This is a genomic window from Kitasatospora sp. NPDC087861, from assembly GCF_044742585.1.
GTDB lineage: Bacteria > Actinomycetota > Actinomycetes > Streptomycetales > Streptomycetaceae > Kitasatospora.
Window position 1 is genome coordinate 37,285 of sequence record NZ_JBIUUS010000020.1, and the last position, 21,908, is coordinate 59,192.

Annotated in this window: 15 protein-coding genes; 3 read left to right on the forward strand and 12 right to left on the reverse strand. The window is 72.1% G+C overall.

All coding sequences use genetic code 11. The features are described from left to right. Window positions 1-358: 358 nt before the first annotated feature. From mycP to ACIOJE_RS26430, 3 genes are all read right to left on the reverse strand, one after another. Window positions 359-1,732 (reverse strand): type VII secretion-associated serine protease mycosin, encoded by a 1,374-nt coding sequence (mycP, locus tag ACIOJE_RS26420; protein ID WP_400779290.1) that lies wholly within the window; start codon window positions 1,730-1,732, stop codon window positions 359-361. A gap of 99 nt (window positions 1,733-1,831) precedes the next feature. Next, entirely contained in the window at window positions 1,832-3,484 is a 1,653-nt protein-coding gene (locus ACIOJE_RS26425; protein WP_400779292.1) for a WXG100 family type VII secretion target, read from the reverse strand. 43 nt (window positions 3,485-3,527) lie between these two features. Next, the gene (locus ACIOJE_RS26430; RefSeq protein WP_400779294.1) at window positions 3,528-3,968 is read right to left on the reverse strand and encodes a hypothetical protein; all 441 of its coding nucleotides are present in this window, start codon (window positions 3,966-3,968) and stop codon (window positions 3,528-3,530) included. A 422-nt stretch (window positions 3,969-4,390) separates the two neighbouring features. Here ACIOJE_RS26430 and ACIOJE_RS26435 point away from each other — a divergent pair, with 422 nt between their 5' ends. Further along, the gene (locus ACIOJE_RS26435; protein ID WP_280678430.1) at window positions 4,391-6,289 is read left to right on the forward strand and encodes an FUSC family protein; all 1,899 of its coding nucleotides are present in this window, start codon (window positions 4,391-4,393) and stop codon (window positions 6,287-6,289) included. 67 nt (window positions 6,290-6,356) lie between these two features. Here ACIOJE_RS26435 and ACIOJE_RS26440 read toward each other — a convergent pair whose 3' ends face one another. From ACIOJE_RS26440 to rsmI, 7 genes are all read right to left on the reverse strand, one after another. Next, the gene (locus ACIOJE_RS26440; protein ID WP_400779297.1) at window positions 6,357-8,222 is read right to left on the reverse strand and encodes an ABC-F family ATP-binding cassette domain-containing protein; all 1,866 of its coding nucleotides are present in this window, start codon (window positions 8,220-8,222) and stop codon (window positions 6,357-6,359) included. Window positions 8,223-8,448: 226 nt separating this feature from the next. Beyond that, window positions 8,449-9,366, reverse strand: a complete 918-nt coding sequence (locus tag ACIOJE_RS26445) for a 4-(cytidine 5'-diphospho)-2-C-methyl-D-erythritol kinase (protein WP_400779299.1) — start codon at window positions 9,364-9,366, stop codon at window positions 8,449-8,451. Then, on the reverse strand, window positions 9,363-10,328 hold the full coding sequence (rsmA, locus tag ACIOJE_RS26450) for a 16S rRNA (adenine(1518)-N(6)/adenine(1519)-N(6))-dimethyltransferase RsmA (RefSeq protein ID WP_400779301.1): 966 nt from the start codon (window positions 10,326-10,328) through the stop codon (window positions 9,363-9,365). Before rsmA ends, ACIOJE_RS26445 begins: the two co-directional genes overlap by 4 nt. Before the next feature lie 147 nt (window positions 10,329-10,475). Further along, window positions 10,476-11,351, reverse strand: coding sequence for a TatD family hydrolase (locus tag ACIOJE_RS26455; RefSeq protein WP_400779303.1), 876 nt, complete (start codon window positions 11,349-11,351; stop codon window positions 10,476-10,478). Next, on the reverse strand, window positions 11,351-12,970 hold the full coding sequence (gene metG / locus ACIOJE_RS26460; protein ID WP_280678440.1) for a methionine--tRNA ligase: 1,620 nt from the start codon (window positions 12,968-12,970) through the stop codon (window positions 11,351-11,353). The genes ACIOJE_RS26455 and metG overlap by 1 nt, the downstream gene beginning before the upstream one ends. A 161-nt stretch (window positions 12,971-13,131) precedes the next feature. Next, entirely contained in the window at window positions 13,132-13,557 is a 426-nt protein-coding gene (locus tag ACIOJE_RS26465) for a hypothetical protein (protein ID WP_280678442.1), read from the reverse strand. A 345-nt stretch (window positions 13,558-13,902) separates the two neighbouring features. Further along, window positions 13,903-14,775: a 16S rRNA (cytidine(1402)-2'-O)-methyltransferase gene (rsmI, locus tag ACIOJE_RS26470; RefSeq protein ID WP_280678445.1), complete on the reverse strand. Its 873-nt coding sequence runs from the start codon at window positions 14,773-14,775 to the stop codon at window positions 13,903-13,905. A gap of 106 nt (window positions 14,776-14,881) precedes the next feature. On the opposite strand from rsmI, the gene ACIOJE_RS26475 reads away from it, so the two are divergent. Both ACIOJE_RS26475 and ACIOJE_RS26480 read left to right on the forward strand, forming a co-directional pair. After that, window positions 14,882-16,774: a phospholipid carrier-dependent glycosyltransferase gene (locus tag ACIOJE_RS26475; protein WP_400779307.1), complete on the forward strand. Its 1,893-nt coding sequence runs from the start codon at window positions 14,882-14,884 to the stop codon at window positions 16,772-16,774. Between the two features lie 176 nt (window positions 16,775-16,950). Next, on the forward strand, window positions 16,951-18,723 hold the full coding sequence (locus ACIOJE_RS26480; RefSeq protein ID WP_400779309.1) for a penicillin-binding transpeptidase domain-containing protein: 1,773 nt from the start codon (window positions 16,951-16,953) through the stop codon (window positions 18,721-18,723). A gap of 37 nt (window positions 18,724-18,760) precedes the next feature. On the opposite strand, the gene ACIOJE_RS26485 is transcribed toward ACIOJE_RS26480, so the two are convergent. Together ACIOJE_RS26485 and ACIOJE_RS26490 are read right to left on the reverse strand one after the other, a co-directional pair. Continuing rightward, complete coding sequence (locus ACIOJE_RS26485) at window positions 18,761-20,170, reverse strand: glycosyltransferase 87 family protein (protein ID WP_400779311.1); 1,410 nt, start codon at window positions 20,168-20,170, stop codon at window positions 18,761-18,763. 124 nt (window positions 20,171-20,294) lie between these two features. After that, window positions 20,295-21,791 carry an amino acid permease gene (locus tag ACIOJE_RS26490; protein WP_348534100.1) on the reverse strand — a complete coding sequence of 499 codons (1,497 nt, stop codon included), beginning with the start codon at window positions 21,789-21,791 and terminating at the stop codon, window positions 20,295-20,297. Window positions 21,792-21,908 lie beyond the last annotated feature (117 nt).

Genomic DNA, 21,908 nt, shown 5'->3' on the forward strand with positions numbered 1-21,908 from the left:
ACTCATGCGCACCACGCGCGCCCCCGGCAGACTCCCGGCATCAGTGACTCGGACCGAACAGCACCGACCGGCGGCAAGCACTGACGGGCGGCGGACCATGGGAGAGGACGTCACATGCGGACGCGCATGGGGGTCCCGTGGTTGATCTCTGCGGTCGACCACAACAACCACGCCCTTCCACGGCCCTTCGGGGCCGCCGCTGCCTACGGTCGGCCCTCGAAGTCTCCGTGGCGGTCGAACCCGCCGTACGGACGATGACCACCTGAACCGCTTCGCCCCCGCTGGAACCTCCGGGCACGCAACTGCCCGACCGGTCGGGCTCAACACCCAACGGCCGGGCGGTCAAAGCGACATGCGACTACCTCGCGTACGGATTGTCCCCCGGCGGCACCGGCGGCTCGTACGACGGCGGAGGCGGCGGAGTCACCGAGCCCACCTGCTGCAGCGCCGGCGGCCCGTACGCCTCAGCAGGCTCACCCACCTTCCGCCTCCGCAGCAGGACAAACACAACACCGGCGACGATCACCAACCCGCCCACCACAGCGGCCACGACTGGCAGCGCGCTGCCCGAACCGGACGACTTCCCCGACTCCGGTGCCCCCACCGCTACATCACTCGGACTCGGCACCACCGAGCTCGGCGCCGACGCGGCAGGAGAGGGCGAACCCGCCGAAGCCGACGGAGCAGCCGACGGCGAAACCTCAGGTACCGGAAGCGGAGAGATGTCCGCCGGACCGGGATCACCAGGATCCGTCAGCGCGATCCGCGGTCGCACCGCCCCATATCCGGCGTCATTGTTTCGGACGGCCCCGTCGCTCGACTTTCCCGCCGTGTTGATGAGGACCCTCAGAATCTGATTCGCCGTCCAGTCCGGATGCACCGACCACACCAGCGCCGCCGAAGCGGAAACCAGAGCGGTCGCGTCCGATGTTCCGTGACTCTTGCAATATCCCGTAGAATATGTGCAGGCTTCAATGATGTCCATGCCTGGAGCCACAAGAGCGACCTGCGGCCCCATTTGAGACTCCGGCGTCACGGTTCCGCTACGGTCGACAGCTCCAACCCCGACAACATTAGGCAGAGCGCCAGGGTATTCAACTAGATTCCCCGACTGTGCCGAATTTCCGACACTGGAGACCACGAGCGAGCCTTTCGCCCTCGCAGTTGCAAGAATCCGATTCAGCTTGGCCACATCCTCCGGGTCGGCTGTCACTGCAGCCGTGCCCTGCGAGATGTTGATCACCCGGGCACCTTGGTCGACCGCATAGGCAACAGCTTGCCCAATCTGGTCAAGAAAATCGGCAGCGATAACCGACCCTTCGGACCCATTACTGATCTTCAGCGGAAGAATTCTGGAGCTGGGCGCTAGGCCGTAGGCCCCGCCGCCCCCTCGATTCTTGCCCGTCCCGGCAATAAGGCTGGCCATCTCCGTGCCATGCCCGCTTGCATAGGAACCCACTCCGCCGGGGCTCCCGCTGAAGTCCTTGCCAGGAAGGAACTGTCCTTCCAAATCTGGGTGATCCAGCTTGAAGCCCCCATCGATCACCGCAACAGTGATTCCTTCGCCCTTCGAGATCTTCCACATTTCTGGCGCATGCATAGCATCCAGGTGCCACTGATCAGCGCGGATCGAATCACCGGCAACGGCAGGCACTGCAACCGGGCCGACCACGATTCCCACAGTCAGGAGTGCCGCAGCAAAAACCCGATGACGCACTCGTTTCCGCCCCATCACAACTCCTCGCCAATTCCCCGTCGATCGAGAGAAACACCCTGAACAGGTCTGCCCGGCCACCGGGAAAGGCCCAGTGGCCGGGCAGTCGTTGCCGTCCTACTCAATCACGTCCGGGTTGCTGTGCGGCGTACCGCTGGTCCAGGTCTCCTCGTCCTCATGGAGGTAGTCGGCCCGCTTGCGGCGATCGCGCTCGTTCCGCCCGGAGTGACCCGCCGTTCCAGGGGCCATCGTGCCGTTCTGCCCGGACCGGGCTCCGCCCTCGGCGCCACCCGCACTGGTCGCCCGGTTGCGCAGACCCGTGCCACCGGGTGTGAACTCCCCTCCGGCGGCCGGTCCCTTGCGGCCGCCGATCGTGCCTCCTCCGGTCGAGGTCAGGCCCCGGCCCCGCGAGCTGCCACCCGCCCCAACCGCTCCGTGGCCGCCACCCATCCCCGGGTGCATGCCGCCCGTGCTGCCGGCGGTTCCCGACCGGCCCGCCTGGGCCTCGCGGGCGCCGAATACCGTCCCGCTGGGCAGACCCGGGGTACCGCCGGACTTTCCCGGCACCGAGCCGCCACCGAACGGAACCGTACGGGCGGGGACCGAGCCACCGCCCTTGCCGGAGATGGACCCGCTGCCACCCTTGACCGGAATCGAACCACCGCCGGTCCCGACCGGGAAGCCGGTCACCGGGCCGCCACCCGGAACACCGGGGTATCCCGGAGTCCCACCGGGGCCACCTGGGTATCCAGGAGTACCACCCGGACCGTCAGGCGGGAAGCTGCCACCACCGCTGGGCCCGACCGGGCCCGTCTGACCTGGCAGGGTCGGCACTGCCGGCAGGCTGTCGAGGCCGGTACCAGGACGGTAGACGGGGTCCGCCGGCACGGAAGACGGCGTCGAGGAACCCACATCCACTGGCGTCGGCGGCACCTGGCCGCCGTTTCGCGGCGGAATCGGGTCGGTGTGCCCCGACACACTCGGCCCCTGTGGGTCCGACCCCGGGTTGTGAATGGTGACCGAACCACCGCTGTAGCTATTTCCGGACGAACGGTAGTTCCCACCGCTACTGGTACCACCGCTCGAACGAGGGCTTCGGAGAGAGCCGCCCGAGCCCCCTCCGTAACCGCCACCGCCCGTGTACCCCGAGTCTGTGCCCCTCTCCTTCTCACCACCGGGCGTCCCCGGGAGGTCCACTACTCCGAGCCCGGCCAGCTTCGTCGTCGCCGCGTCGTACGCCTGCGCCAGCTTCTCCATCTGGAGAACGGCTTCCTGGTGCTCCTTCTGAACCTTCGCCTGGGCCTGGGTGGCCTCTGTCCCGGTCACCCAATTCGTGTTGACCGTCTTCATGTAGTCGTCGACGGACTGTCCGACGGCGAGCTGCACGCTTGGGGACAGGTAGACCGTCTGGCTGTTGCGCTTGGCGACCGTCGCGATCTCCGTGTGCGGCGGTTCGGGCACAGCGGACTTGGCGGTGCTGAGCGCCTCGCCTGCCTGGTGCATGGCGTCGCCGGCGGTCTTGGAGTAGTCGCCGAGCAGTCCGGCGGACTGCTGCAGGTTCCCGGCCCAGGTCTTGAAGCTCTCGGCGGCAGGGCCTTCCCAGTGGACCTGGTCGATGTGCGACTTGAGCGCCGTGCTCAGTTCTTTCAGAACACGGCCGGCCGACTGCAGCTGGGTGCCGCGGCTCAGGACCGTTGAGGGGTCCGTGCTGTCGACCATCTTCCTCAGTTTGTCGTGGTCGTAGCTCTCGAAGTTCGTTCCGCCTGCCACTACTTACTCCCCGTCTCCCCGTAGATCTCTCCTCGCACGACCATCAGAACGTCGAGTCGGCCCGCTCCGGCGTGGTGCCGCCTGCGTTCTTCGCGACGGCGTTCTGGTCGGCCGTCGTGTTGTCCTCGTTGGTCGAGTAGTTGCCCGCCGTCTGTGCGACCGCTGTCTTCATCGCCTCGATCTGCGACACGAAGTCCTTGTGCAGCTTGACGAGCTGGGTGTGCACCTTGCCGTAGGCCGCCGTCAGGGCCGTCGCCTCGGCGAACTGCGCGCTGGCGAAGCTCCCTCCGGTCAGCTTCTGCTCCTGGAGCTTGTACGGTGCCGCCGGGGAGCCCTCCATCGCCTGGAGCAGGGCCTCGATCTTCTTCGCGAACGACGTGAGCGTGTCGAGTTCGACCTTGACGTCCTGCTTGCCGAAGGCGGACACCAGGTCGCCGGCGCTGACGTACGTCTGCACGGTGCTGATCACGGGGCCGATCCCCATGTAATGGCTGAGCGTAAAAGGCGTGACGTCACCGGACGGATCCGGATTGGCCCCCGTGTTCGGTGGAACCTCTCCTGCCACAGCAGTTCACCTCTTCCCCCGTACGGGCGGCGGTTCGGGGTAACCCCGGGGCCGCCGCTCCGCAACATACCGTCAACTTCTCGGTCGTACAGTCCTGGTCGGTGCACCGCCCGCCCTGGGGGCGGTTTCAACCTCCACAATCGTAGCCACCGCCTCTGTCGGACCGGCAGGGCCCTTGGCCCGCCTGTGCGCGATCGGTACGAACTTGACACGTGCAACCCGCCGGGGCACCTGGACAAGCCCCCGCTAGACTGGCCTCGCCCGGTTGGACCGGGTACGCCCCCATCTGCCGCGCAATGTCGCACAGCAGCGACCCTTGGCCGCAGAACGGACGTGATCGCATGCCTTCGGACGAGCCCGCCCCCTCCTGGTGGGCGCGCGCCGCGCGCCCCTCCCGGCCTCCGCTGCCGGTCGCGTTGATGGTCCGCGCCGCCGTGGGTATGGCGGTGCCGCTGACCGTCGGCCTGCTGGCGCACCGGCTGGATCTGGGGGTGTTCGCCGGCCTGGGTGCGATGCACGCGACGATGAACGACCGGGCCGAGCCGGCGGGGCTGCGGGCCTCCCGGATCGCGTCGGCGGTGCTGGCCTCGGCGCTCGGCATGCTGATCGGTACCGCCCTTCAGCATGCGGACGTCTCGGCGGCCGTGCTCGGCGCGGCGCTCACGCTCACCGCCTTCGCGTCCGGCGCGCTGAGTGCGACGGGCCCGCGCGGTTCGGCGGCCGGGATGCTGCTGCTGGTGTCGGCCGCGCTGGGCAGCGGGATGCCGTTGCCGGATCCGTGGTGGGCGGCGGCGCCGATGATGCCGGCGGGCGCCGCGTTCGTCGTACTGCTGGGTCTGCCCGGGAGCGCGCACCTCCGGCCCGCCTCCGATCCGCGCAACCGCGCGTTGGCGGCCGCGTACGAGGCGTTCGGCCGTACGCTCGCCGACCTGGGCACGCCGCAGGGCGCGGCCTCGCGCCAGGTGTTGACGGCCCGGTTGAACCAGCTCCAGGACCTCCTCCCGAGGCCGCGCCGCCCGGGGGCGGAGTCCGCCCGCACGGCCCGGCTGCGCCGGATGTACGAGGCGGCGCTGGCCGCCACCGAGGCGGCGACCGGCCTGCTGTGGGCCTGGCGGCCCGTGCCGCCGGAGATCGCGGAGGTGCCGGGCCGGCTGGCGGCCGCCGTCCGGCGGGGCGGCGGCGAGGTCGTCGTCCCGGACTGGCAGCCGGACACCCCGTCCCGGCAGGCCCTGGACGTGGCGCTGCGGGCCGCCGCCGACACCGTGGCCGGCCGGGACGCGGAGATCGGCACCGCCCCGGCGCCCCCGCCCGATCCGTGGCGGCTCCGGGTGAAGCTGCTGTCGCGCGGTTCGGTCCGGTACGGGCTGCGGGTGGCGCTGTGCATCGCGGTGGGTTCGGCGGTGACCGCCAACTACCCGCTCAGCAAGAGCTACTGGGTGCCGATGACGATCGCCTTCGTGCTGAAGCCGGATCTCGGTTCGGTGTTCCTGCGTGCGGTGAGCCGTTCGATCGGCACGGTGCTCGGGGTGGCGGTCACCGCGGCCGTGGTCTCCCTCACGACCGACGAGTGGGTGCTGACGGCGATCGCCGCGTTCTGCGTGGCCCTGCTGCCGTACGCGACGGCGGCGCACTACGGGCTGAACACGGTGGCGATGACGCCGATGGCGCTGATCCTGCTCCAGCTGGGCGGGCAGAGCAGCGCGGCCGAGTTCTGGCCGCGGGTGCTGGACACGGTGCTCGCCAGCGCGATCGTGCTGCTCTTCGGCTACCTGCTGTGGCCGGAGCGTCCGCGCCACCGGATCGAGCCGCGGCTGGTGGACGCGGCCACCGCGCTGCGGGCCTACCTGGACGCGGTCACCGGGGACGCCGGCCGGGCCGAGGTGTGGCTGCGCCGTACGGCCTACCGGGCGCTGGCGGACGCCCGCCAGGAGGTGCGGCAGGGGCTGGCCGAGCCGCCGCCGACCGGTCGGCTGGCGGAGCAGTGGCTGCCTGCGACGGCGGCCTTGGAGCGGCTGGGCGGCGCGGTGGCGGCGTTCGCGGCGCAGCTCCGGTACGGCGGCCGGGTGCCGGACCCGACGGAGGTCGGACGGGTGTGCCGGGCGCTGGACGAGCTGACCGCCGCAGCCCGCGAGCACCGCCCGCCGACCGGGGCGGCGGCCCGCCCGACGGCGCCGCACGACCCGACGCGCAGTGCGCTGGGCCGTGCGGCGGACGAGCTGGAGGCCCTGCTCGCCCGGTAGCCACCCCGGTAGCCACCCCGGGAGGAATCCTCAGGAGACGACCCCGACGGAGGCCCCTTCAGCGAGCTCAGACCTGCTCGGCCAGCTCCAGCCAGCTCATCTCCAGCTCCTCCTTCTCCTCCCGGACGCCGCGCAGCTGCGCGTCCAGCTCCGCGACCTTGGAGAAGTCGGCGGCGTGCTCGGCGAGTTGGGCGTGCAGCTTGGCCTCCTTCTCGTCCAGCTTGGCGATCTGCCGCTCCAGCTTCTGCATCTCCTTCTTCGCCGCCCGCAGATCGCCGCCCGACAGCGCCGATGGAGCGGCCTCGGCACCCGAGGCGCCCGAGGCTCCCGAGGTGCCCGCCGCGCCCGAGGCCCCCGACGTGACGGAAGCGGCCGAAGCGGCGGCGGCGATCGAGGCGGCCATCCGCGCCCGCCGCTCCAGGTACTCGTCGACGCCGCCGGGCAGCATCCGCATCTTCTTGTCGCCCAGCAGCGCGTGGACGACGTCGGTGGTGCGCTCGATGAAGAAGCGGTCGTGGCTGATGACGATCATCGAGCCGGGCCAGCCGTCGAGCAGGTCCTCCAGCTGGTTGAGGGTCTCGATGTCGAGGTCGTTGGTGGGCTCGTCGAGGAACAGCACGTTGGGCTCGTCCATGAGCAGGCGCAGCAGCTGGAGCCGCCGCCGCTCGCCGCCGGACAGGTCGCCGACCGGCGTCCACTGCTTGTCCTTGCCGAAGCCGAACTGCTCGCACAGCTGGCCGGCGCTCATCTCCCGGCCCTTGCCGAGGTCCACGCGCGAGCGGATCTGCTCGACGGCCTGGAGCACCCGGATGGCCGGGTCCAGCTCGGCGACCTCCTGCGACAGGTAGGCGAGCCGCACCGTCTTGCCGACCTTGATCAGGCCCGACGCGGGCTGCACGTCGCCTTCGGAGGCGTACGCGTCGCGCAGGGCGCGCAGCAGCGAGGTCTTGCCGGCGCCGTTGACGCCGAGCAGGCCGATCCGGTCGCCGGGGCCGAGCTGCCAGGTGAGGTTCTCCAGCAGCAGCTTGGGGCCGGCCTTGACGGTGACGCCCTCCAGGTCGAAGACGGTCTTGCCCAGGCGCGCGTTGGCGAAGTTCATCAGCTCGGAGCTGTCCCGCGGCTCCGGCACGTCGGCGATCAGGGCGTTGGCGGCCTCGATCCGGTAGCGCGGCTTGGAGGTGCGGGCGGGGGCGCCGCGGCGCAGCCAGGCGAGTTCCTTGCGGGCGAGGTTCTGCCGCTTCTGCTCCTCGACGGCCTCGATCCGGGAGCGCTCGGCGCGGGCGAAGACGTAGTCGGAGTAGCCGCCCTCGTACTCGTGGACGGCGCCGCCCTGGACATCCCACATCCGGGTGCAGACCTGGTCGAGGAACCAGCGGTCGTGGGTGACGCAGACCAGCGCGGAGCGGCGCTTCTGCAGGTGCTGGGCGAGCCAGTTGATGCCCTCGACGTCGAGGTGGTTGGTGGGCTCGTCGAGGACGATCAGGTCGGGCGAGCCGAGGAGCAGCTTGGCGAGGGCGATCCGGCGGCGCTCGCCACCGGAGAGCGGGCCGATGACGGTGTCGAGGCCGTCGGCGAAGCCGGGCAGGTCGAGGCCGCCGAAGAGGCCTTCGATGATGTCGCGGATGCGGGCGTCGCCGAGCCACTCGTGGTCGGCCCGGTCGGCGATCACCTCGTGCCGGATGGTGGCCTTGGGGTCGAGCGAGTCGTGCTGGGTGAGGATGGCCATCTCCACCCCGCCGGCGTGGGTGATCCGCCCGCCGTCCGGCTCCTCCAGCTTGGCGAGCATCCGGATCAGGGTGGTCTTGCCGTCGCCGTTGCGTCCGACGACACCGATCCGGTCACCCTCGCTGACACCGAGGCTGACCCCGTCCAGGAGGGCGCGGGTGCCGTAGACCTTCGTGACGGACTCGATGGTGGCGAGGTTGACGGCCACGTGTGCTGCGCTCCTGGGTTGGCGGTCTCGGGGCGGCCCGCCGCTCGCGGCCGGGCGCCCCTGTCGGGGACACCCCGATCTCCCCAGCCTAATGGGCCCGCCGAAGCGCCCTCACCGCCTGCACCGGCGGGGCCCGGGAGCCCCCACCTGCGGGGGCCCTGCATCGGCGGGGGCCCTGCACCGGCGGGGGCCCTGCACCGGCGGGGGCCCTGCACCGGCGGAGGAGCTACGGCACCAGCCCGGCCCCTGGCACCGGCCCGTACGTGGCGTGCGCGGTCCGGCAGGTGCCGGAGGCCCGCAGTGCCTCGGCGACGGCGGCCGCCGCGTCGGCGTCCTTGGCGAGGAACGCGCAGGTCGGCCCGGAGCCGGAGACCAGGGCGCCGAGCGCGCCGGCCTCGGTGCCGGCCCGCAGGGTGGCCGCGAGCGAGGGGCGCAGCGAGAGGGCGGCGGGCTGGAGGTCGTTGGTGAGGGCGGCGGCCAGGGCGACGGCGTCGCCGGCGGCGAGCGCGGCGAGCAGCGCCGGGTCGGCGTCGGGGGTGGGCACCTGCACCTCGCTGGAGCCGGTGCCGGTCTCCTCGCGCAGGCGGTCGCACTCGCGGAAGACGGCGGGGGTGGAGAGGCCGCCGTCGGCGACCGCGAACACCCAGTGGAAGGTGCCCTCGACGGTGAGCGGCTGCAGGATCTCGCCCCGGCCGCGGCCCAGCGCGACGCCACCGAGCAGGGCGAACGGCACGTCGGAGCCGAGTTCGGCGGCCAGCTCCAGGAGCGTGTCGAGGGGGGTGTCGAGCTGCCAGAGCGCGTCACAGGCGACCAGCGCGGCCGCCCCGTCGGCGCTGCCGCCGGCCATGCCGCCGGCGACCGGGATGGCCTTGGCGATGTGCAGGTGCACGCCGGGCTCGGCGATGCCGTGGTGGGCGGCGAGCAGGCGGGCGGCACGGGCGGCGAGGTTGCTCTCGTCGAGCGGTACGGCGTGGGCGTCCGGCCCGGTGCAGGACAGCGTGACGCCCTCCCCCGCCGTGGCCGTGACCTCGTCGCCGAGGGCGACGGCGAAGAACACGTTGGCCAGGTCGTGGAACCCGTCGGCACGCAGTCCGCCCACCCCGAGCTGGACGTTGACCTTGGCCGGAACCCGTACGGTGATCACTCGGACTCGACCTCGTCGCTCTGCTTCGGCCGGTGCCCGGCGGCCGCCTTGGGCTGGTGCTCACCGGTCGCCTCCGGCTGGTGCCCGGCGGCCGCCTCGGGCTTGTGCTCGGCGATCGCGGCGAACTGCTCCACCGTCAGCATCTCGCCGCGCAGCTTGTGGTCGATCCCGGCGGCGGCGAGCGCCTGCTCGGCCCCGGCCGGGGAGCCGGCCCAGCCGGCCAGGGCGGCCCGCAGGGTCTTGCGCCGCTGGGCGAACGCGGCGTCGACGACGGCGAACACCTCCTGGCGGCTGGCGGTGGTCTTCGGCGGCTCGCGGCGGATCAGCGAGACCAGCCCGGAGTCGACGTTCGGCGCGGGCCAGAACACGTTCCGCCCGATGGCGCCGGCCCGCTTCACGTCGGCGTACCAGTTGGCCTTGACCGACGGGACGCCGTACACCTTGTTGCCGGGCTTGGCGGCGAGCCGGTCCGCGACCTCGCTCTGCACCATCACCAGGGTCCGCTCGATGCTGGGGAAGGTCGCCAGCATGTGCAGCAGGACGGGCACGGCCACGTTGTACGGGAGGTTGGCGACCAGCGCGGTGGGCGCCGGCCCGGGCAGCTCGGTGACCTCCATGGCGTCGCTGAACACCAGGTCGAAGGCGTCCGCCTTGCCGGGCAGCCGGGCGGCGACGGTGTCCGGCAGGTGCTGCGCGAGCACCGGGTCGATCTCGACCGCGGTCACGTGCCGCGCCACCTCCAGCAGCGCCAGCGTCAGCGACCCGAGCCCGGGCCCGACCTCGACCACGGAGTCCTCGGCCGTCACCCCACCCGCCCGGACGATCCGCCGCACGGTGTTGCCGTCGATGACGAAGTTCTGCCCGCGCTGCTTGGTCGGCTTCACGCCGAACGCGGCCGCCAGCTCCCGGATGTCGGCGGCGCCCAGCAGGTGGCTGTCAGAGGTGGGATCGGTGGTGCTCACGCGCCAAGGATACGGGCGCGGAAGCCACTCAGAGTTCGACGACCGCGGCGAGGTCGATCTCCACGGCGGGCACTCATGCTCACCAGCATCACAGCGCCACGAGAGTGCCGAACCGTTTCCCCGCGATCCGATGTCCGTTCGATCGACTCAGTACCCGAAGGCCCGCGCCGTGTTCGCGGCGATGGCGGCGGACAGCTCGTCCTCGGGCAGCCCCAGGGTGGCGGCCATCGACCGGACCGTGACCGGGATGAGGTACGGGGCGTTGGGGCGGCCCCGGTAAGGGTGGGGGGTGAGGAAGGGGGCGTCGGTCTCGACCAGGATCCGGTCGAGGGGGGTGACGGCGAGGGCGTCGCGCAGCGGCTGGTTGGCCTTGAAGGTGACCGGTCCCGCGAAGGACAGGTACCAGCCGTGCTCGGCGCAGACCTTGGCCATCTCGGCGTCGCCGGAGTAGCAGTGGAAGACGGTCCGCTCGGGGGCGCCTTCCGCCAGCAGCACGGCGATGACGTCCTCGTGGGCGTCGCGGTCGTGGATGACCAGCGCCTTGTCGTGCCGCTTGGCCATCTCGATGTGGCGGCGGAACGACTCCTTCTGGATCTCCACGCCCTCGGGCCCGGTGCGGAAGTAGTCGAGGCCGGTCTCGCCGACGGCGAGAACCTGCGGGAGGGCGGCGAGCCGGTCGATCTCGGCGAGGGCCTCGTCGAGCGCGGCGGCGCCGCCCGCGGCGCGCTGCCGGCCGGACCAGCCGTCGGGGTCGCCGAGGAAGATCCGCGGCGCCTCGTTGGGGTGCAGGGCGACGGCCGCGTGCACCTGCTCGTACTGGGCCGCCAGGTCGGCGGCCCAGCGCGAGCCGGGCACGTCGCAGCCCACCTGGACGACCGTGGTGACCCCGACCGAGGCGGCCCGGGCCAGGCCTTCGGCCGGGGTGCCGGACTGCATGTCGAGGTGGGTGTGCGAGTCCGCCACCGCCACCGCCAGGGGTTCCGGCAGCGGCGGCGGCGTGGCGCGATCGTCCTTGGGAGACATCAGGCGGCGGGCTTCTCTTCGAGGCGCGGGAACAGGATCTCGCCCTTGGTGACGGTGCTGCCGACGGGCAGTCGGCCCCAGTCGGCCGCGGTGGCGACGGTCTGCGCGGCGAGCGCGCCGAGACCGGCCTCGGCCCCGAGCGAGACCCACAGCTTCTCGGCGGTGGACGGCATCACCGGGTTGAGCAGGACGGCGGTGCCGCGCAGCGCCTCGGCGGCGGTGTAGAGGATGGTGGCGAGGCGGGCGCGCCCCTCCTCCGAGTCGTCCTTGGCGACCTTCCACGGCTCCTGCTCGGTGAGGTAGCCGTTGACCTGCTTGACGAACTCGAAGATCGCCGCGAGGCCGCCGGCGAAGTCCAGCTCCTCGCCGATCTTCCGGTCGGCGGTGGCGACGGCGGCGGCGAGGCCGTCGGCGACGGCCTGCTCGGCCTCGCCGTGGGCGGTCGCCTCCGGCAGCGCACCGTCGAAGTACTTGCCGACCATGGCGGCGACCCGGGAGGCCAGGTTGCCGAAGTCGTTGGCGAGTTCGGAGGTGTACCGGGCGGTGAAGTCCTCCCAGGAGAACGAGCCGTCGGTGCCGAACGGGATCGCCCGCAGGAAGTAGTAGCGGTAGGCGTCCACGCCGAAGTGCGAGGTGAGGTCGGTGGGCGCGATGCCGGTCAGGTTGGACTTGGACATCTTCTCGCCGCCGACCATCAGCCAGCCGTTGGCGACGACCCGCTTGGGCAGCGGCAGCCCGGCGGCCATCAGCATGGCGGGCCAGATGACGGCGTGGAAGCGGAGGATGTCCTTGCCGACGAGGTGAACGGAGGCGGGCCACAGCTCGGCGAAGCGCTCCGGGTCGCTGCCGTAGCCGGCCGCGGTGATGTAGTTCTGCAGCGCGTCCACCCACACGTAGAGGACGTGCTTCTCGTCCCAGGGCAGCGGGACGCCCCAGTTGAAGGTGGAGCGGGAGATGGAGAGGTCCTGCAGGCCCTGCTCGACGAAGCGCAGCACCTCGTTGCGGGCGGACTCGGGGGCGATGAAGCCGGGGTTCTCGGCGTAGAACTCCAGCAGCTTCTCGCCGTACGCGGAGAGGCGGAAGAAGTAGTTCTCCTCCTCCAGCCACTCGACGGGCTTCTTGTGGATGGCGCAGAGCTTCTCGTCCTCGGCGGCGCCGTCGAGCAGGTCGGCCGGGAGTTTGTACTCCTCGCAGCCGACGCAGTACGGGCCGGAGTAGCCGCCCTTGTAGATCTCACCCTTGTCGTACAGGTCCTGGACGAACTCCTGCACCCGGTCGGTGTGACGCTGCTGGGTGGTGCGGATGAAGTCGTCGTTGGCGATCTCCAGGTGCTCCCAGAGCGGCTTCCACGCCTCCTCGACCAGCTTGTCGCACCATTCCTGCGGGCTGACGCCGTTGGCCTCGGCGGTCCGCATGATCTTCTGACCGTGCTCGTCGGTGCCGGTCAGGTACCACACCTTCTCGCCGCGCTGGCGGTGCCAGCGGGTGAGGACGTCGCCCGCCACGGTGGTGTACGCGTGGCCCAGGTGCGGGCGATCGTTGACGTAGTAGATCGGGGTGGAAACGTAGTACGCCGGGGTGTTCGCCCCGGTGGTGCTGTGGTCTGCAGTGGCCGCCATGGTCGGAAAGCTTAGTCGGGCCCGAACGCACCCCTCGACCGCGCGACCGCCCGAGCGATCGCATCACCGACCGGACACGGGTGCCCGTGCACGGACGGCGGGAGCCGCCCGCCGCACTGCTCGCGGCGGGCGGCCCCCGGGTGCGCTCCCGACGTCGACGGTCAGCCCAGCAGCCGCGACCAGAACCGGGCCCAGCGTCCGCGCGGCTTCACGGAGCCGTCCACCGGGGGCGCCCCGGCCGGCTCGGCGTGGGCCGGGTAGCCGGGGGCGTGGTGCCAGGACTGGTCGGCGGTGGCGACCCGGCCCTCGCGCATGATCCGGACGGTGTGTCCACCACACCCCGGGCAGGTCGGCTTGAGCAGCGGGGACGGTACCCGGACACCGTTGGCGTGGTACTCGAAGACGACGTGCCCGTCCTTGCCCACGTGGTGCTCGATGTCGTACGCCTGCTCCCAGCCGTACCCGCACTTCAGGCACGCGAAGGAGTAGGCCTCCCGTACGGTCTCGACGGGAGTGTGCGGCCTTCCGGCCAGGCCGGGGGCGCTCAGCGCGTTGCCACCGAGGGGGCTACCGATCATCTCGCTCATAGCCGTCTCCCAGCGCCCGCCGGGCGCTCGCCCGGCTGGGTCTTTCCATTCCAGGAAATGCCCGGACCGCCTCGGCCGATGCCCTGCTTGTGAAGACTTGGACGCGGATTGGGAAGCCCTATACGAAGGGCCTGGTCCGTTCCGGAAACCGCGGCCGAAGCTTCAGCTCCGTGGGCGTTTACCGGGGCCTTCTCTCCACGGTACGACTCCCCAGGAGTCCCGCAACCCCCCGGAGTGCACCCCCGTTCCACGGCCCCGTCCGACCGCGCCCGGGGCGGTCTCCGAACCGGCCGAGCCCTGGTCAGAGCCCTGATCACGGCCCTGACCACGGCCCTGCGCGCCGCCCTACTTCGCAGCCTTCCCGGCCTCGCTCCCGGCCGCGCTCTTGGCCGCCACCACCGCGTCGAACACCTCCCGCTTCGGCAGCGACAGCTCCACCGCGACCGCCGCGATGGCCTCCTTGCGGCGCTCCCCGGCCTCCTCCCGGACGGCCACCAGCCGGGCCAGCTCGGCGGGGGTGAGCTCCTGCGGCGCGGCCGGCGGGGCACCCGCGACGACGACGGTGATCTCGCCCTTGACGCCCTCGGCCGCCCAGCTCGCCAGGTCGCCGAGCGGCCCGCGCTTCACCTCCTCGTACGTCTTGGTGAGCTCGCGGCAAACGGCCGCGGGCCGCTCGGCGCCGAACGCCTCGGCCATCGCGGCGAGCGCCTCGGCGATCCGGTGCGGCGCCTCGAAGAAGACCATGGTGCGCGGCTCGGCCGCGATCGAGGCGAGCTGCCGGGCCCGGTCGCCGGTCTTGCGCGGCAGGAAGCCCTCGAAGGTGAAGCGGTCGACGGGCAGGCCGGACAGCGCGAGCGCGGTGAGCACGGCGGACGGTCCGGGCACCGCGGTGACCTTGACGTCGGCGGCGACGGCGGCGGCGACCAGCCGGTAGCCGGGGTCGGAGACGGAGGGCATGCCGGCGTCGGTGACCAGCAGCACCCGGGCTCCGCCGAGCAGCGCCTCGACCAGTTCGGGGGTGCGGCCGACTTCGTTGCCCTCGAAGTAGGAGACCACCCGCCCGGCCGGGGTCACCCCGAGCGCCTGGGTGAGCCGGCGCAGCCGCCGGGTGTCCTCGGCGGCGATGACGTCCGCCGTGGCGAGTTCGGTGAGCAGCCGGGGCGGGGCGTCCGAGACGTCGCCGATGGGGGTGCCTGCGAGAACGAGTACTCCTGTCACGGGCCCCATCCTTGCAGCTACCGGCCGCCCGGGGCTTTTGGTGACGATTCGGGCAGCTTCCGAGGGAGCGCTCACACGTACGAAGAGCGCCCCTACGATGTGGCGGATGAACGGCGACACGGCGGCTCGGACGCCCACCGGTACAGACCACACCGCGCAGGATGGCGCCGGCGTGGCCGGCCTGCCGACCCCCGCCGTCCCTGGCCCCCGCCCGTCCGAGCCGGCTCCCCTGCCGTCCGAGCAGGCTGCACAGCCCTCCGACGAGGCCCCCCGGCGGCCGTCCGAGCAGGCTCCCCCGCCGTCCGAGCAGGCTTCGCGCAGCTGGCGGGAGCGGCTGGCCGGGTTCGGCTACGCCGCCCGCCCGACGGCCCCGCTGGCCGAGCGTCTGGTCCCGCCGATGCCGGACGGCCGCGGGGTGACCCCGGCGGTGGTGCCCCCGTCGCCGCTGCTGCTGCGGCTGGGCGTGTCCGTGCCGGCCGGCCTGTGGTCGTGGCTGTGCCGCTGGGCCGGCTGGCTGGGCCCGCTGGCGGTGGCGGTGTTCGCCGGGATCCTGCGGTTCACCAACCTCGGCCAGCCGCACGCGATCATCTTCGACGAGACGTACTACGCCAAGGACGCCTACGCGCTCTGGCACGGCGGCTACGAGATCAGCTGGCCGGACGGCGCCAACGACCAGATCATGACGCCGGGCGCGGCGGTCCCCTACCGCTCGGCGGCCTCCTACGTGGTCCACCCGCCGGTGGGCAAGTGGATCATCGGCGCGGGCGAGTGGCTGTTCGGCATGAACCCCTTCGGCTGGCGGTTCGCGGTGGCCCTGCTCGGCACGCTGTCGGTGCTGATGGTGGCCCGGATCGCCCGCCGGCTGTTCCGCTCGACCCTGCTGGGCTGCGTGGCCGGCCTGCTGCTCTCGGTGGACGGCCTGCACCTGGTGCTCAGCCGCGCCGCGCTGCTGGACCTGGTGGTGATGTTCTGGATCCTCGCCGCCTTCGGTTTCCTGCTGCTGGACCGCGACCGCACCCGGGGCCGGCTGGCGGCGAAGCTCGGCGGGGTGCCGGACGCGGTCCTGGCGCAGCGAATGAACCTGGGCTGGCGCCCGTACCGGATCGCGGCCGGCGTCTGCGTCGGCCTGACCTGCGCCACCAAGTGGAGCGGCCTGTACGTGGCGGCGGCCTTCGGCGTGCTGACGGTCCTGTGGGACGCCGGCGCCCGCCGCCTGGCCGGGGCCCCGCGCCCGTACCTGGCGACGCTCGCCCGGGACGTGGTGCCGGCCTTCGTGTCGATCGTGGTGGTGTCGCTGGTCGTCTACCTCACGTCCTGGTGGGGCTGGTTCGCCAGCAGCAACGCCCCCGGGCAGGGCGGCTGGGGCCGGGACTGGGCGGTCGGCCGCTCGACCGACTACCCGTGGATACCCGAGGGGCTGCGCGCCCTGTGGCACTACCACTCGACGGTCTACGACTTCCACACCCACCTGAGCGACCCGCACACCTACCAGTCGAACCCGTGGTCCTGGCTGGTGCTGGGCCGGCCGGTCTCGTTCTTCTACGAGTCCCCCAAGCAGGGCCAGAGCGGCTGCACGGCCGCCGAGTGCGCCCGCGAGGTGCTGGGCATCGGCACCCCGCTGCTGTGGTGGGCGGCCGTGGTGGCGCTGGTGTACTGCCTGTGGCGCTGGGTGGCGCGGCGGGACTGGCGGGCCGGCGCGGTGCTGTGCGGCCTGGCCGCCGGCTACCTGCCGTGGTTCGCCTACCAGCAGCGCACGATCTTCCTCTTCTACGCGGTGGTGTTCGTCCCGTTCCTGGTGCTCGCGGTGACGATGCTGGTCGGCGCGCTGATCGGGCCGCCCGGCGCGTCCCGGGACCGCCGGATCATCGGCTCGGCGGCGGCCGGACTGCTGGTGCTGCTGATCGTGTGGAACTTCCTCTTCTTCTTCCCGCTGTTCACCGGGCAGACGATCCCGATGGACGACTGGCGCCAGCGGATGTGGTTCAACAGCTGGATCTGACGTCCACCGTCCATCCCCCAATCGTCCGTATGCGGTGCACGACACGTACCAGATCCGTCACAACTCCCGGGCGTTTCGTCGGCGCACCGATCGGCGCTGCCTAGGGTGGGGGGCGAATAGCGTTTCCGGCCCCGGTCGGTTGCGCCCGGCCGGCAGACCCATGGGGGAGCAGCACCATGCGCAGAGGCGCGAAGATCGGCATCATCACCGGCGTGTCCGTCGCGGTCCTCGCAGGCGGCGGCTACGGGGCGTACAGCCTGATGGGCGGCTCGGACTCCGGGACGTCCTCGGCGAAGAAGCCCCGCACGGTGGTCGCCGAACCGCCCTCGGCCGAGCAGGCGACCAACGGTGCGAAGGACTTCCTGGCGGCCTGGGCGGCCGGGGACCTGGACAAGGCGGCCTCGCTGACCGACGACCCCACCGCGGCCACCACCGCGCTGGCGGCCTTCCGGGACCAGGTCAAGCCGAGCGCGCTGACCCTGGCCCCGGCCGGCCCGGCCACCCCGCAGGCCTTCGCCTCGGCCACCGGCACCCCCGCCCCGGCCGCCAAGCCCTCCGCCGGCGCCTCGGCCACGCCGTCGGCGGGCGCGACGCCCGGTGCCACCGACTCCCCGTCGGCCTCCGCCTCGGCCGGGCCCGCCGGCGTGCTGATGGGCTTCAAGGCGCGCGCCGAGTTCGCCGGCACCAACCGGGTCTGGGACTACAACGGCTTCCTGAACGTCGTGAAGATGAGCGACGACACCCCGGCCGTGCACTGGGCTCCGACGGTGATCCACCCGCACCTGTCCGGCAGCGAGACGATCGCCGTCCAGCAGGTCTTCGCCCCGCCGTCCAACGTGGTGGACCGCAACGGCAAGCCGCTGCAGGGCGCCTCGATCACCCCGGCGCTGCTGTCCACCCTGCAGGACAACGCCCACAAGCTGCTGCCGCCGGACCCGAACAAGGACCAGGACGCGGGCAGCGCGGTGGTGATCAGCGACCCGGCCGGCAAGACCGCCGCCGACAAGCTGTTCACGATCGTCGAGCCCAAGCCCGGCAAGCCGTTCAAGGTGACCATCGACAACAACGTCCAGGCCGCGGCCGAGAAGGCGATGACGGACCTGGGCGGCAAGTCCGGGTCGATCGTCGCGATCGAGCCGAGCACCGGCCAGGTGCTGGCCTTCGCCAACGCGCCGACCAACGGCCAGAACCGGGCCTTCACCGGCCTGCTCGCGCCGGGCTCGACGATGAAGATCGTCACCTCGACGGCGCTGCTGGAGGCCGGGGTCAACCCGGACACCGTGGTGGCCTGCCCGGAGAAGAGCAGCAACGCGCAGGCGATCCCGAACTCCTTCCCGGGCGCCTTCCCGAACAACACGCTGCAGCAGGACTTCATGGTGTCCTGCAACACGGCCTTCATCAACCAGGGCCTGACCAGCCTGAAGCCGAACACCCTGTCCAGCACCGCCAAGGACGTCTTCGGCCTCGGCCCGGAGTGGAAGACCGGCCTGCCGAACGCCGACGGCCGGGTGCCGGACCCGGGTGCCAACAAGGACGAGCAGGCGATGAACTACATCGGCCAGGGCAAGGTCCAGATGAACCCGCTGGCCATCGCCTCGGTCACCGCCACGGTGCAGAGCGGCGAGTTCAAGCAGCCGATCCTGGTCGCCGACCTGCCCCAGCAGAAGGCCGCCCGCAACCTCTCCCCCGACGTGGCGGGCAAGCTGAGGGCGATGATGGCGGCCACCGCGCAGGGCGGCACCGCCAAGGACGTGATGGCCGGGATCACCGACAACGCGGGCGCCAAGACCGGCTCCGCCGAGGTGGCCGGGGTGGCCGTGACCAACAGCTGGTTCACCGCCTACCGCGGCAACATCGCGGTCGCCGCCGAGGTGCAGGGCGGCGGCCACGGCGTGGACGCGGCCGGCCCCGCGGTCGCCGCCCTGCTCAAGGCGGCCGCCGGGCGCTGAGCACGGTCGTACGACACGGCCTTCGGACGGAGCCCGCTCAGCCTCGTGGCAGGGCGGGCTCCGCTCTGCCCGGCAGCCGGCGCGGCGGGATCGGGCGCCGGCTGCTCCAGCGCCGGGCCGCCAGCCGGGGCCAGATCACCAGGACGACCGGCAGCGCGAGGTAGCCGAACCGCCCGGCCGGGGCGAGCATGAACGCGATGGCCAGCCCGGCGGCCAGCAGGTCGGCGGCCGCGATCGCGGACACCGGCGGCCGGGCCAGCAGCCAGATGGCCACCCCGACCCCGCCCATGGTCATCAGCGCCAGCGAGATGGAGTGCCCGGTCGGCCCGAAGCCGGCCAGCACCTTGCCGGGCAGCGGGCTGCCGGCCGGGGTGTGGATGGCGGTGAGTCCGAGCGGGAAGCGCACCACCTGTTCGCGCAGCGCGTCCGCCCGGGTCAGCACGGAGGGCAGCAGCACGGCCAGGCCCGTGCCGAGCGTGATCAGCGTGGTCCGGGCGGCGGGCCGGCGACCGTACAGCCGCCACAGCAGCAGCGCGGCGACCGGCAGCGCCGGCCAGGACGTCCACTTGAGGGTGCAGGCGAGGGCGAGCACCAGTCCGGCGGCGACGGTGCGGTCCCGCTCCGCGAGCGCCATGGCGAGGCAGCAGAGACCGATCAGCGGCAGGTCCACCCCGCCGACCACCAGGGCCAGCGCGATCAGCGGCGAGGCGGTGAGCACGGCGAGCGGCAGCAGCGGGGCGCGGTCCCGGGACGGCCGCAGCAGCCGCCAGCTGGCCAGCAGGCAGGCGACGAAGGCCAGCGCGAACCAGATCCGGGCGTCCCCCGCGACCCGGGCGAAGGCGGTGCCGTCGCCGAGCAGTTGGCGCGGCATCCCGAACAGGGTCATGGCCGGCAGGTACGGGTTGTAGTCGGTGACCACCACCGGGTGCGGCAGGTACGGGCTGCCGGTGGTGAGCAGCAGGTGGGCCGAGCGTTCGACCACCATCACCTCGGACTGGTGGCGGCCCTGCAGGGCCAGCAGGGCGAGCGGCGCGAGGACGGCCCCGACGAGGGCGACCGCGGCGGCGGAGCGGGCCGCGAAGCGGCGCGGCAGGGTGAGGCAGAGCAGACCGGCCAGGGCGTAGGCGGGGGCCGCGACGAGGCCCCACAGCCGCTGGTTGGGCAGGTCGGAGACGAGCGGGAAGGCGGCCGCCCAGCCGGCCGCGACCAGGCAGCCGAGCAGTTGGACGGTGCGCATCGAGGCGAGTCCGGCGGGATTCAGCCGATCGGGCGTGGGCGGGAACGTGCTCTCGCCACGCTGGCGGGGGAACGGTCGGGTGGAGTAGCCGACGGGCGGCCGTCCGGGCTCGGACGGCGCCGCGGTGGAGGTCTGCGGGGCCGGCGTTCTGGAACGGCCGGTGAAGCGGCCGCGCGGGCGGGAGAAGCCGGGCGTGCGGGTGCTCACCATGGTGGAAGGTTATGGGTGGGGGCAAGGCCCTGTCGCCATGCCCTGGGACACGGTTCGGGAGCGGACACCCGAGGGGCCGCCGGGTGTCCCGCCCGGCGGCCCCGCGGGGCCGGATGTGCCCGGTTCAACCGGTCTTGCTGTCGGCGGCGTTGTCCGCCGCGGCGGCCTGCGGCTGCTCCAGCTTGGAGTGCTTGATGCTGTACCCGAAGTAGACGACCACGGCGACGGCGACGGCGATCCCGCCGGCCCGGAAGGTGTCGGCGTGCAGGCCGGTGATCAGGTAGACGCAGAAGGCGACGCTGAGCAGCGGCACGACCGGGTAGCCGGGGACCTTGAAGCCGCGCGGCAGGTCGGGCTGGGTGCGGCGCAGGATGATCACACCGATCGAGACGACCGAGAAGGCGATGAGCGTCCCGAGGCTGGTGATGTCGGCCAGGATGTTCAGCGGGGTGAACGCGGCCAGCGCACCGACGCCGAGGCCCACCACCAGGGTGTTCCAGACCGGGGTGCCGGTGCGCGGGGAGAGCTCGGCGAAGCGCTTGGGCAGCATGCCGTCGCGGCCCATCGAGTAGAGGATGCGGGTCTGGCCGTAGATCACCACGAGGGTGATGCTGAAGATCGAGATGATCGCGCCCATCGCGAAGACGATCGCGGGCCAGCTCTGGCCGGTGATGTCCTGCAGGATCTGGGCGAGGCCGGCCTCCTGGCCGTCGAACTTCTGCCACGGCTGGGCGCCGATGCCGGCCAGGGCGACCAGGATGTAGAGCAGGGTCACCACGACCAGCGAGATGATGATCGCCAGCGGCAGGGTGCGGCGCGGGTTCTTGACCTCCTCACCGGCGGTGGACACGGCGTCCAGGCCGATGAAGGAGAAGAAGATGCTGGAGGCGGCGACCTGCACGCCGCCGATGCCGAGCGGCATGAACGGGGTCAGGTTGCCGGAGTGGAAGCCGGTGAGCGCGATGCCGACGAACAGCAGCAGGATGAGGATCTTGATCGCGACCATGACCGCGTTGACCTTCACCGACTCGCTGACGCCGCGGATGAGCAGGACGCAGACCATGGCGACCAGCAGCAGCGCCGGCAGGTTGAACCAGTGGGTGCTGTCCGGAGCGCCGGAGAGCTGCTCGGGGATGGTGAAGCCGAAGGTCAGGTCGAGGAACTTGTTCAGGTACTCGGCCCAGCTCACCGCGATCGCGGAGGCGGAGACGCCGTACTCCATCAGCAGGCAGATGCCGACGCCGAACGCGACGCCCTCGCCGAGGGTCGCGTAGGCGTAGGAGTACGAGGAGCCGGAGACCGGGATCGCGGAGGCCATCTCGGCGTAGCAGAGCGCGGTGAGTCCGGCGGTGACCGCGGCGAGCACGAAGGACAGGATGACGGCCGGGCCGGCCGAGGGCACCGCGGTGCTGAGCACGAAGAAGATGCCGGTGCCGATGGTGGCGCCGATGCCGATCGAGGACAACTGCCAGAGGCCGATCGAGCGGCGCAGGTGGATGCCGGAGCGGCCGCCCTCCTCGGGCGCGCCGGCCGGAGGGCCGTCCCGGCCCTCGCTCTCGGCGATGAGGGACGAGACTGGCTTGCGGCGCAGCAGACGCGCACCGAGGGAGTTGCTGGCCAAAACTGCGGTCCTTCTGGGCGGGGGGAGGGTGTCCTGGCGGCCGGTCACTCGACGCGCCATGGGGTGTCATCGGGGACCAACCGAACAAAGATGGGACAGTACCCCGCGAAAGCACCA

Coding starts and splice junctions, on each gene's coding strand:
- mycP (WP_400779290.1), bottom strand. CDS start 1,732: ATGGGGCGGAAACGAGTGCGTCATCGGGTTTTTGCTGCGGCACTCCTG.
- ACIOJE_RS26430 (WP_400779294.1), bottom strand. CDS start 3,968: ATGGGGATCGGCCCCGTGATCAGCACCGTGCAGACGTACGTCAGCGCC.
- ACIOJE_RS26435 (WP_280678430.1), top strand. CDS start 4,391: ATGCCTTCGGACGAGCCCGCCCCCTCCTGGTGGGCGCGCGCCGCGCGC.
- ACIOJE_RS26455 (WP_400779303.1), bottom strand. CDS start 11,351: ATGTCTCCCAAGGACGATCGCGCCACGCCGCCGCCGCTGCCGGAACCC.
- metG (WP_280678440.1), bottom strand. CDS start 12,970: ATGGCGGCCACTGCAGACCACAGCACCACCGGGGCGAACACCCCGGCG.
- ACIOJE_RS26465 (WP_280678442.1), bottom strand. CDS start 13,557: ATGAGCGAGATGATCGGTAGCCCCCTCGGTGGCAACGCGCTGAGCGCC.
- ACIOJE_RS26475 (WP_400779307.1), top strand. CDS start 14,882: ATGAACGGCGACACGGCGGCTCGGACGCCCACCGGTACAGACCACACC.
- ACIOJE_RS26480 (WP_400779309.1), top strand. CDS start 16,951: ATGCGCAGAGGCGCGAAGATCGGCATCATCACCGGCGTGTCCGTCGCG.
- ACIOJE_RS26485 (WP_400779311.1), bottom strand. CDS start 20,170: ATGGTGAGCACCCGCACGCCCGGCTTCTCCCGCCCGCGCGGCCGCTTC.